The organism is Ideonella sp. P3_A4 (assembly GCF_056403075.1).
In genome coordinates this window covers 1-11,225 of the sequence record NZ_JBFUGE010000185.1, presented here as the reverse complement: position 1 = coordinate 11,225, position 11,225 = coordinate 1, and the positions used below count along the sequence as shown (strand labels likewise).

Here is an 11,225-nt window from a genome sequence, read left to right as displayed (position 1 = left end):
CTGCTGGGCTGAACGGCATGCAGGCCGCATTCCTTGGCCGCCTCGTCTTCCCACCACCAGCGGCCGGCGCGGAACTCTTCGCCGACGGCGATGGCGCGGGTGCWAGGTGCGCAGCCGATGCTGGGCATGAATTGGTCATGCAGCGCGTTGTAGGGCACATCGTTCGACTCGATGTAGTGCCAGATGTCATTCCAGCTCCAGTCGGCCAGCGGGTTGAACTTGATGCGGCCGTTGGCTTCGACTTCGCGCAGCGGCACGGCACCACGGTTGGCGCTTTGCTCGCGGCGCAGGCCGGTGACCCAGGCTTCACGGTTCTGCAGCATGCGGGCCAGTGGCTCGAGCTTGCGGACCTGGCAGCAGCCCTTGCGCAGCTCAATGCTCTGGTACATCGCGTCGTCGCCGTTGCGGCGCACGAAGTGCACCACGGCTTCTTCGCGCGGGCTGTAGATCTCGACGTCCAGGCCGTAGCGGTGCTCGATCTCGGGAATCAGGGCCAGCGTTTCGTCATGCAGCTTGCCGGTCTGCAAGGTGCCGATCGCGATCGGCAGGTTCAGCTTGGCGATCAGGTCGGTCAGCACCATGTCTTCGGCGCCCAGGCTGGTCGCCTGCACGATGCTGCCGGCATGGTCCAGCGCGGCCTGGCGCAGCTGGGCGATGGTGGCTTCGACGCGCTCTTCATACCCTTCGGTGCGACGGGCGTAGAGCGAGATGGCGCTGGACGCAGCCACCGTCGCGGCGGAAAGGGCGCCGGGCAATGCTGAGGTCAGCGGCAGGGACGAAACGGCGCTCATGCGGGAACCCTCGAAAACAGCGGGCGCGTCTGGTGCACGTCGCCCTGGTAATGCTCGGAGAGGATGGCCAGCGCGCGGCGGGCGCTGGCTTCAATCTGGCCGTCACGCAACTGCACCGCGTCGAAACCAGTGCGCTGCAGCAAGGGCAGCATGTCGACGACCACATCGCTGGTGGCGCGCACCTCGCCGGCGTAGCGCAGGCGGGCACGCAGCACGCGGGCCTGGCTGTAGGCGCGGCCATCGGTCCACTTGGGGAACTGCAGCGCGACGAGCGCGAAGCGCGGCAGGTCTTCGGCCAATTCTTCGACCTCGGCGGTGTTGGCCAGCGCCAGACCGACCGGCAGTCCGGCGGGCCATTGGTCACGCACGGCTTGCCACTGCTCCAGCGTCAGCAGGCTGTGGGCAGCGATCGGCGGGATCGGCAGCGGGCCGTATTCGCCCACGGCGGCACGCCACGGGTCTTGGGCGGCTTGGATGAAGTTCATGTGGGGGGTGGCGCTCATCACAGGGCCTCGGCGGTTTCAGCCACGGCGGCTGGCTTGGCTGCGGGCGCGGCGGTGTCGCGGCGCACGGCATCAGCGGCGGCGCGGAAGGCCGGCACGCCCAAGCGGCGTGCGGTGTCGATGAAGTGCTCACCGGCTTCGCGCTGGCGCAGGTACACGTCGATCAGCGCCTCGATCACGTCGGGCACTTCGTCAGCCGAGAACGACGGGCCGATCACCTTGCCGGGGACGGCGGCGCCGCTCAGCGTCGAGCCATCGGAGCCGGCAACCGAGATCTGGTACCACTCAGCACCGTCCTTGTCGACGCCGAGGATGCCGATGTGGCCGGTGTGGTGGTGGCCGCAGGAGTTCATGCAGCCGCTCATGTGCACGTCGATGTCACCGATGTCGTACAGCGCATCGATGTCGTCGAAACGCTCGGTGATGCTGGCGGCGACGGGGATCGAGCGGGCGTTGGCCAGCGCGCAGAAGTCGCCGCCGGGGCAGGCGATCATGTCGGTCAGCAGGCCGATGTTCGGCGTGGCGAAGCTGGCTTCCTTGGCGGCATGCCAGACCGAGAACAAGTCGGCTTCGCGCACCCAGGGCAGCACCAGGTTCTGGTCGTGCGACACGCGCAACTCACCCAGCGAGTAGCGGTCGGCCAATTGGGCGGCGGCTTCCATTTGCTCGTCGGTGGCGTCRCCAGGGGCCTGGCCGGCGCGCTTGAGCGACAGCGTGACCGCGCGGTAGCCCGGCACGCGGTGGCCGTGCACGTTGCGCTCGAGCCAGCGCAGGAAGGCGGCCGGCGCCGGGCCGGTGCGGTTCGGGTCGAAGGCGTTGGTGGCCGGGTGCACGCCGTTCGGATCCTGGAAGTGGCGCGAGACGCGTTCCAGTTCCGACACCGGAATGATGTGCTCGCGGCCGTCGACGTCTTGCTCGAGGATCTTGATGAACTCGGCGTTGACCGCGTCGACGAACTTCTGCCCTTCGCCTTTGACGAGGATCTTGATGCGCGCCTTGTAGAGGTTGTCGCRCCGGCCGTAGCGGTTGTAGACGCGGACGACGGCTTCGAGGTAGACGAGGATCTCTTGCCAGGGCACGAAGGCGTTCGTGACGGTGCCGATGATCGGCGTGCGGCCCATGCCGCCGCCCACCAGAACCTTGAAGCCGACTTCGCCGGCGTCGTTCTTCACGAGTTGCAGGCCGACGTCGTGCCAGGCGATGGCGGCGCGGTCTTCAACCGAGCCGCTGACGGCGATCTTGAACTTGCGCGGCAGGAAGGCGAACTCGGGGTGCAGCGTGCTCCACTGGCGCAGGATCTCGCAGTACGGGCGCGGATCGACGATCTCGTCAGGCGCGATGCCGGCGAAAGCGTCGCTGGTGATGTTGCGGATGCAATTGCCCGAGGTCTGGATGCCGTGCATGTCGACTTCGGCCAGCAAATCCATCACATCGGCCGACTTCGGCAGCGGAATCCAGTTGTATTGCAGGTTTTGGCGGGTGGTGAAATGGCCGAACCCGCGGTCGAATTCACGTGCGATGCGGGCCAGCTGGCGCAGCTGGCGCGACGACAATTCACCGTAAGGCACGGCGACCCGCAGCATCGGCGCATGGCGTTGGATGTACCAGCCGTTCTGCAAGCGCAGCGGGCGGAAGTCGTCGTCAGCCAGTTCGCCAGCCAGGTTGCGGGTGAGCTGGTCGCGGAACTGCGCGGCGCGCTGGTGCACGAACTGGCGGTCGAACGAGGTGTATTGGTACATGGTTCTGTAGAGGGCTGCCCTGGTGATACAGGGCTTGGAAGGCACTCTACGGATTCGTTATATGCTTGAAAAGAACACAAATTTCACTTGAATATTTCTTTTGAATCTAAAGAGGGTGCCGAGGCGTCTGACGCGGGCCGCCGGGCCTTGTGCTGGCGCTTGATGTGGGCTGCTGCAGCAGGCTTGCCGCTGGCGGCCTGCCAGACGGCACCGCCACGGCCGCCCGTGGTGGCCGAGCCCCCCGTTGCGCCGCCGCCGCCTCCGGCGGTGCCCCCGACGCCCCCGAGGCCGCCTCGGATTGGCCTTGCGCTGGGGGGCGGGGCGGCCCGTGGCTTCGCCCACATCGGCGTGATCCAGGTATTGGAAGAGCAGGGCATCCGGCCCGACCTGGTGGTCGGGACCTCGGCTGGCAGCTTGGTTGCGGCCATGTACGCGTCAGGCAAGAGCGGTGTCGAGATGGGCTCTCTGGCCCAGTCGATGGACGAATCAGGCCTGACCGACTGGTCGTTCCCGGGCCGTGGGCTGATCCGTGGCGAGGCGCTGGCGCGCTATGTGCGCAGCCAGACCGGGAACCTGAACATCGAGCAGATGAAGACGCCGCTCGGCATCGTCGCTACCGACCTGGGCGATGGCTCGGCGATCCTGTTCCAGCGCGGCGATACCGGCGTGGCGGTGCGGGCGTCCAGCGCCGTGCCGGCGGTGTTTCAGCCGGTCAAGATCGGCAGTCGGGAATATGTGGACGGTGGTTTGGTGTCACCGGTGCCCGTGCGCTTTGCCCGTCAGATGGGGGCCGATCTGGTGATCGCGGTCGACATCTCGTCGCCGCCGGACGGCAACGCGACGGGCGACGCACTGCGCATGCTGCTCCAGACCTTCGCCATCATGGGCCGCAGCATCAACCGTTTCGAGCTGAAAGAGGCCGACGTGGTGCTGCGCCCGGGCTTGAGCGGCGTGTCTGGGGCTGACTTCACCGCCCGCCTGAAGGTCATCCAGTCTGGCCGCGAGGCGGCGCTGGCGGCCTTGCCGCAGCTGCGCCAGCGGATCGCGACGCTGACGCACTGAGCTTCAGCAAGTCGCACCAAGTGCGCGTCAGGCAATAAAAAACCCGGCGGTCCGTGAGGACCAGCCGGGCTGGAAGGTACCTGGAAAGCAGTCTTTCAAGAGGTACCGAGGAGACAACCTTCCATGAAGGCCACGCCGCTCAGGCGCGAGCGTGGCGTTCTGAGAGACAACCGGCAGGCGGCGGAAGTTCCGTCACGCTGCTTTATGGTCGCGCACGCGGGTGCGAGTTCCTCGGCTGACTCTCTGTCAGAGTGCTTCAGGCATTACCTTCTTGGCCAATCAGGCCGCGGCGGCGCGACGGGCGGCCTTCGGGGCCGACTGGGCTGCCTTGACGGCGGTGCTGGTCACGGCCTGGAAGTTGGCTTCGGCGACTTCAGCGGCTTGCTTGGCGGCCTTGTGGGCGCTTTCGTAAGCGTTGTTGGCGGCAGAGATGGCCGACTTCACCAGGGCGACGGCGCTTTCGGTGCCGGCCGGGGCGTTCTTGACGGCGCTGTCGACGGTGGCCATGAACTTCTTCTGGACGTCGGCCAGTTGCACTTCAGCGACCTTGGTCACTTCGGCATTGGTCGAAGCGGCGATGTCGTACAGATGGCGGCTGTAAGCGGCGGCCTTCTCGGCAGCGGGTTGCAGCAGGCCGGCTTGCAGCGACAGCAGCTCTTGCGCGTCCTTGACCGACAGCGTGGCCTTGGCGGTTTCAGCGACTTCACCCAGCGAAGCCTTGGTGAGTTGCAGGTTCAGTTCAACCAGCTTTTCGACGCCTTCGAAGGCCTTGTTGGTCAGGTCGAACAGGGTTTCGACGTTGGCTTTGTGAGCGGCGATCAGTTGTTCAGCGGTCAGCATGGGTATCTCCTATCGGATCAGTGGGGTGGGGCAGGGTCTGCAGCCGTTCCAAAAACCAATGGTGCGCTGCAACATGGTTCGAAGTTTGGGGGTTCTCGGCGAGCTTTGCAAGCGATATTTGTTGCAGTGCAGCAAAGTAGGGTCATTGCTCTACGCATAAGGGCTGTCACGAGGGTGACATGGGGTGGTGATCGACCTTGCCCTTCGGGCCGGCAAGGGGCTCGCCGGGCGGCGCTGTGGCACAGTGCCTGCGCACCATGCGGGCCTACACCTCCGACCATTTCGTGCTGCCGTTGCCGGAAGGGCACCGTTTCCCGATGCCCAAATACCGCTTGCTGCGCGACCGGGTGGCGGCGCAGTTGCCCGGTATCCGGCTCGAAGAAGCGCCCGCGGCGACCGACGGCGAACTGGCGCTCGCCCACGATCCGGTGTACGTCACGGCCGTGGCTGAGGGCTTCCTGAGCGCGGCGGCGCAACGCGAGATCGGGTTTCCCTGGTCGCCCCGTATGGCCGAGCGCGCAAGGCGCTCAGTTGGCGCCACCATCGCCGCGGCGCGCACGGCATTGGCCGAGGGCGTGTCCGCCAATCTGGCCGGCGGCACCCATCATGCCAGCGCCGACAAGGGCTCGGGCTATTGCGTCTTCAATGACACGGCCGTGGCAGCGCGCCTGATGCAAGCAGAGTGGCACCGCCTTCACAAGGCCTTGTTGCGGGTGGTGGTGATCGATCTCGACGTGCACCAAGGCAATGGCACCGCCGCCATCTTTGCCGACGACCCAACCGTGTTTACTTTCTCGATGCACGGTGAGCGCAACTTCCCATTTCGCAAGGTCGCCAGCGATCTGGACATCGAACTGCCCGACGGCTGCAGCGACGAACCTTACCTGGCCGCGCTCGACGCGGCGTTGGAAGAGGTGTGGCGCCGTCACGAAGGGCGCACACCGGGCTTGGCGTTCTACCTGGCCGGCGCCGACCCGCACGAGAACGACCGTCTGGGTCGGCTCAAGCTCACCGCTGCTGGCATGGCCGAACGTGACCGGCGTGTATTGGCTGCGCTGCGTGAGCGCCAAGTGCCGGTGGCCTTGAGCATGGCCGGTGGGTATGGGCGCGACATTCACGAGACCGTGGCCTTGCAGGCCCGCACGTTGGAGTTGGCCGCCGACAGCTGGCAGGCCTGGCAGCGCCACACGACGGCGCCGATGGAACAATCGCTCGCATGAGCAGCAACGTTACTTCTGAGACCGCCCGCGCGCAAGCCGAGCCGCGCAGTGCCTACCGCGTCTTTCGACCGATCGGCACCCGCTGGATGGACAACGACGCCTACGGCCACATCAACAACGTCGTTTACTACAGCTTCTTCGACACCGCGGTGAACGGCTACCTGATCGAGGCCGGCGCGCTGCAGATCGAGACCAGCCCGGTGATCGGGCTGGTGATCGAGACGCGCTGCAACTACTTCGCGCCGCTGGCCTTTCCTCAAGCCGTCGACGCGGGGTTGCGCGTGGCCCACGTTGGACGCTCCAGCGTGCGCTACGAGGTGGGCCTGTTCGGTGCCAGCGAGCCACTGACCGCTGCGGCCGGCCACTTCGTCCATGTCTATGTCGACCGGGTCACACGCCGGCCATCTGCATTGCCGCCGGCGCTGCTGGCGGCCCTGGCGCCATTGAAGGCTTGAACATCATGACCGTCATTTCCAATGAATCCACCGCGGCCGTCGACGCTGCGATCACCTCGCGGCGCTCGATCCGCGCGTTTCTGCCCACGCCTGTGCCGCGCAGCACGGTGGAAGAAATTCTCTCAGTGGCCGCACGCGCCCCGTCCGGCACCAACACCCAGCCCTGGCACGTGCATGTGTTGATGGGCGACGCGCGGCAGCGGTTGTCGCAGCGACTGCGCGCGGTCTACGACGACCCGGACGTGCGCTCCCAGCACACCGAGGAATACGCGTACTACCCGACCGAATGGCGCGCGCCCTACATCGACCGCCGCCGCAAGGTCGGCTGGGATCTGTACGGCCTGCTCGGCATCGGCAAGGCTGACAAGGCCCGCATGCACCATCAGCATGGTCGCAACTACGAATTCTTCGACGCGCCGGTCGGCCTGATCTTCACGATCGAGCGCGTCATGCAGCAAGGCAGTTGGCTGGACTACGGCATGTTCCTGCAGAACGTGATGGTCGCCGCTCGCGCCCGTGGGCTGGACACCTGCCCGCAGGCCGCGTTCACGCAGTTCCATCGGGTCATCGCCGCCGAGCTGGGCCTCGGGCCCGAAGAGATGGTGGTCTGCGGCATGTCGCTTGGCCACGCCGACCCCGATGCAGTGGAGAACAGCTTGGTCACCGAGCGCGAGCCGGTGACTGGCTTCACGCGTTTCCACGGCTGACGCACTTGGCCGGCGCGATGAGCCTGTCGGGCTGGCCATGGGAGTTCTGCCTCTTCGGCGCGGTGCTGGCCGGCGTGGCGCTGTTTCACCGCGCGGCATTGCGCATCGCATTGGGTGGCGTGGTGCTGATCGCCGCGTACAAGATTGGCTGGTCGCCGTTTTCCACCGGGGCAGGCTTGGCGGGCTTCGCGCAGCATCTGGCCCACGAAGCGGTGCTGCTCGCGAACCTGCTGTTGCTGCTGCTTGGCTTCGCRCTGTTGGCAGAGCACTTCAAACGCAGCGAGCTGCCGGCCGTGCTTCCGCGTTGGCTGCCGGACGACTGGAAGGGCTGCTTTGTGCTGCTCTGGCTGGTGTTCGTGCTGTCGGCTTTTCTGGACAACATTGCCGCGGCGATGATCGGCGGCGCGATCGCCCACACCGTCTTCAAAGGCAAGGCCCACACCGGTTACCTGGCAGCCATCGTCGCGGCATCGAATGCCGGCGGTGCGGGCAGCGTGGTGGGTGACACCACAACGACGATGCTGTGGATCGGCGGTGTCTCACCGCTCGAAGTGCTGGAGGCCTTCATCGCGTCGGGCGTTGCGCTGCTGGTCTGCGGCATTCCGGCCTCGATCCAACAGCAGGCGTACTCGCCGATCCAGAAAGACGAGACGCCCGATGCCCGCATCGACTGGGTCCGCGTCGGCGTGGTCGGATTCATCCTCGTGGCCGCGGTGGTGGTCAACGTCCTGGTCAACACCGTTTGGGCGGCCCGGTCCGATGCGTTCCCCTTCCTTGGCGCCACGGTCTGGCTGGCCTTGCTGCTGACGATGCCGCTTCGAACGCCGAGCTGGGCGCTGCTGCCGGGGGCGTTCAAAGGCTCGGTGTTCTTGCTGGCGCTGGTGCTCAGTGCATCGATGATGCCGGTGGATCGGTTGCCCGCTGCTTCATGGCCCACTGCGCTGGGGCTGGGCTTCTTGTCCGCCGTGTTCGACAACATCCCGCTCACCGCGCTGGCGCTGAAGCAGGGCGGCTACGACTGGGGCTTCCTGGCCWATGCGGTGGGCTTCGGTGGTTCGATGATCTGGTTCGGTTCGTCGGCTGGCGTGGCGCTGGCCAACATGTTTCCGCAGGCGCGCTCGGTGGGCCAATGGCTGCGCCATGGTTGGTATGTGCCGGTGGCCTACGTGATCGGGTTCTTCGTGATGCTGGCGCTGATTGGTTTTCACCCTGGCAGCGTCCCCCACGGCAGTTGAGAAGATTTCCAGAAAGTGACGACAGACATGACCCAGGAACGACAACGTGTGCTGGTGGCGCGCCGGCTTTTCCCCGAGATCTCGCAGCGGCTGGCTGAACATTTCGAGGTCGATGCTCATCAGGACATCGAGCCGTTGGCGCCGGCGGCGTTGGTGCAGCGGCTGCAGGGCTGCACCGGTGCGCTGATCACAGGCACCGAGCGCATCGATGCCGCATTGCTGGCCGCTTGCCCGCAGTTGCGCGCGGTGTGCAGCATGGCGGTGGGCTTCAACAACATCGACGTGCCGGCCTGCACCGCGCGCCGCGTGCTTGCCACCAACGCGCCCGGCGTGTTGACCGAGACCACCGCCGACTTCGGCTTCGCACTGATGATGGCCACGGCCCGCCGTATGGCGGAGAGCGAGCATTGGCTGCGCGCGGGCCACTGGAAGCAGTGGTCCTACGATCTGTTCGCCGGTTCGGACGTGCACGGCGCGACGCTGGGCATCCTCGGCATGGGCCGCATCGGGCAGGCGATCGCCAAGCGCGGTGCGTTGGGCTTCGACATGAAGGTGGCTTACCACAACCGCAGCCGGCTCTCCGAGTCTGACGAGGCCGCGGTCGGGGCGCGGTATCTTGGCCTGCACGATCTGCTTCGTGAGGCCGACCACTTGGTGATCGTGGTGCCTTACACGCCGCAGACCCACCATTTGATCGGCGCGGCCGAGCTGGCGCTGATGAAGCCGACCGCGACCTTGACCAACATCGCCCGCGGCGGTGTGGTCGACGATGCGGCGCTGGCGCAGGCGCTGCGCGAACGGCGCATCGCTGCCGCGGGGCTGGATGTGTTCGAGGGCGAACCCAGCGTTCACGCCGATCTGCTGACGGTCCCCAACGTCGTGCTCACACCGCACATCGCCAGCGCCAGCCTCCCCACACGCCGCGCGATGGCCGAGTTGGCTGCGACCAACCTCATTGCTGCGCTGACTGGCGGTCAGCCGCCCACGCCGCTGAACCCTGACGTGTTGGCCTGAGTTACCGATTCACCCCTGGCGCACCGCTTGCCCTCGGCCTAGACTGCAACTGCGTCGAGGCTGAGAGGAGTGTGCTGTGGACTTCATCCAGGCTCTGTCGATCAAGCGCAAGCTTCTGCTATTGGGCGTGCTGGTGCTGTTGGCGGTCAGTGTGCCGTTGGTGTTTCAGTGGCGCCAATCGCAAGAGCTGGTCGGCGCAGCGCAGGGTGAGATCAATGGCATCGCGCCCGCCAGGCATCTGGTGCGGCTGGTGCAGCTGACGCAGCAGCACCGCGGCCTGTCGGCCGGCATGCTGGGTGGCAAGGCCGAGATGCAGGCACCCCGAGATGCCAAGAAGGCCGAGGTCGAAAAGGCCGTGGCTGATCTCGACAAAGAGCTGCCTGAAGCCGGCTTCAGCACCAAACTGCTGAGCACGTGGAAAGAGGGCACAGACGCCTGGCACGCACTCGAGGCCGACGTGAGCGCCAAGCGACTGCCAGCGGCCGACAGCAGCACGCGCCATGCGCAGCTGATCGCCCGCTACTTCAAGGTGCTGGACCTGCTGCTCGACGACTCGGGCCTGATCCTCGACCCGCAGGCGGACACCTACTACCTGATGACCGCTTCGCTGATCAAGCTGCCGTTTGCGACCGAGGCCCTGGGCCAGACGCGAGCCCGCGGCGCCGGCTTCCTGGCCGAAGGCAAGATCGGGCCTGAAGGTAAGGTGCTGCTGGGCGGCGCCATCCAGCTGGCCGAGGACCACTACTCGACCATGGTGACTGCATTCGAAAAGAGCTTTGCGGCCAACCAGTCGATCCAGCAGGCATTGGCCGACAAGGTCGGTGCGCTAAAGGTTCAGGTTCAGTCCACACTCGACCTGGCGCGGCGTGAGCTGCTGCAGCCAGAGACGCCCAGCTATTCGGCGGTCGACTATGTGGCCACTTTCACCAAGACCATCGACGCGCTGTATGAAGTGGACGGTTTGGCGCTCGACATGCTGCAGGAGCAKCTGACCGATCGGGTCAGCAGCCTGCGGCGCGCCAACCTGATCGAGGCGGCGCTGGCCGGTGGGCTGGTGCTGATCATCGGGCTGCTGGTGCAACTGCTGTCGCGCAGCATGACGCTGCCGCTGCAGCGCGCGGTGGGCGTGGCTCAAAGGATTGCCGAGGGCGACCTGAGCGGCGAGATTCAAGCGTCGGGCCGCGACGAGATCGGCCAGTTGCTGCGCGCGTTGGCGACGATGAAGTCGGGCTTGGCGCGCATGGTGGGCCAGGTGCGTGGCAACGCAGACAGTGTGGCGACTGCTGCACGCGAGATCGCACAGGGCAACGCCGATCTGTCGCAGCGCACCGAACAACAGGCGGCCTCACTGCAGCGCACGGCCAGCTCGATGGAACAACTCACCGCCACCGTGTCGGCCAATGCCGAGAACGCCCGGATGGCCAATCAGCAAGCGCAATCGGCTTGCAGCGTGGCGGAAAAGGGCGGCGAGGTGGTGAGCCAGGTGGTCAGCACGATGCGCGGCATCGAAACCAGCAGCCGCAAGGTGGGCGACATCATCGGCGTGATTGACGACATTGCGTTCCAAACCAACATCCTCGCGTTGAATGCGGCTGTCGAAGCCGCACGCGCGGGCGAACAGGGCCGCGGCTTCGCGGTGGTGGCGGGTGAGGTGAGGGC

At 66.2% G+C, this 11,225-nt stretch carries 11 protein-coding genes; 7 read left to right on the top strand and 4 right to left on the bottom strand.

What is annotated here, in order from left to right; genetic code table 11:
* The 3 genes from AC1DYI_RS17020 to AC1DYI_RS17010 all read right to left on the bottom strand — a co-directional run.
* Positions 1–791 (bottom strand): phosphoadenylyl-sulfate reductase (locus tag AC1DYI_RS17020; RefSeq protein ID WP_477205320.1); only part of this gene is annotated, 791 nt, incomplete at its 3' end.
* The gene (locus AC1DYI_RS17015; protein ID WP_477205319.1) at positions 788–1,294 is read right to left on the bottom strand and encodes a DUF934 domain-containing protein; all 507 of its coding nucleotides are present in this window, start codon (positions 1,292–1,294) and stop codon (positions 788–790) included. The genes AC1DYI_RS17020 and AC1DYI_RS17015, both read right to left, overlap by 4 nt.
* A complete protein-coding gene (locus AC1DYI_RS17010) occupies positions 1,294–3,033 on the bottom strand; it encodes a nitrite/sulfite reductase (RefSeq protein WP_477205318.1) in 1,740 nt (579 codons plus the stop codon). The genes AC1DYI_RS17015 and AC1DYI_RS17010 overlap by 1 nt, the downstream gene beginning before the upstream one ends.
* Positions 3,034–3,195: 162 nt before the next feature.
* On the opposite strand from AC1DYI_RS17010, the gene AC1DYI_RS17005 reads away from it, so the two are divergent.
* Positions 3,196–4,095 carry a patatin-like phospholipase family protein gene (locus tag AC1DYI_RS17005; protein WP_477205321.1) on the top strand — a complete coding sequence of 300 codons (900 nt, stop codon included), beginning with the start codon at positions 3,196–3,198 and terminating at the stop codon, positions 4,093–4,095.
* A 279-nt stretch (positions 4,096–4,374) separates the two neighbouring features.
* Here AC1DYI_RS17005 and phaP read toward each other — a convergent pair whose 3' ends face one another.
* The gene (gene phaP, locus AC1DYI_RS17000; RefSeq protein WP_477205317.1) at positions 4,375–4,935 is read right to left on the bottom strand and encodes a TIGR01841 family phasin; all 561 of its coding nucleotides are present in this window, start codon (positions 4,933–4,935) and stop codon (positions 4,375–4,377) included.
* Between the two features lie 257 nt (positions 4,936–5,192).
* Here phaP and AC1DYI_RS16995 point away from each other — a divergent pair, with 257 nt between their 5' ends.
* From AC1DYI_RS16995 to AC1DYI_RS16970, 6 genes are all read left to right on the top strand, one after another.
* Positions 5,193–6,155 (top strand): histone deacetylase family protein, encoded by a 963-nt coding sequence (locus AC1DYI_RS16995; RefSeq protein ID WP_477205316.1) that lies wholly within the window; start codon positions 5,193–5,195, stop codon positions 6,153–6,155.
* Positions 6,152–6,610, top strand: a complete 459-nt coding sequence (locus AC1DYI_RS16990) for an acyl-CoA thioesterase (protein ID WP_477205315.1) — start codon at positions 6,152–6,154, stop codon at positions 6,608–6,610. The genes AC1DYI_RS16995 and AC1DYI_RS16990 overlap by 4 nt, the downstream gene beginning before the upstream one ends.
* A gap of 5 nt (positions 6,611–6,615) precedes the next feature.
* Complete coding sequence (locus AC1DYI_RS16985) at positions 6,616–7,317, top strand: nitroreductase (protein WP_477205314.1); 702 nt, start codon at positions 6,616–6,618, stop codon at positions 7,315–7,317.
* Between the two features lie 17 nt (positions 7,318–7,334).
* Positions 7,335–8,552: a citrate transporter gene (locus AC1DYI_RS16980; RefSeq protein ID WP_477205313.1), complete on the top strand. Its 1,218-nt coding sequence runs from the start codon at positions 7,335–7,337 to the stop codon at positions 8,550–8,552.
* Positions 8,553–8,579: 27 nt separating this feature from the next.
* Complete coding sequence (locus AC1DYI_RS16975) at positions 8,580–9,566, top strand: 2-hydroxyacid dehydrogenase (RefSeq protein ID WP_477205312.1); 987 nt, start codon at positions 8,580–8,582, stop codon at positions 9,564–9,566.
* A 76-nt stretch (positions 9,567–9,642) separates the two neighbouring features.
* A partial coding sequence (locus AC1DYI_RS16970) for a methyl-accepting chemotaxis protein (protein ID WP_477205311.1) occupies positions 9,643–11,225 on the top strand: 1,583 nt, incomplete at its 3' end.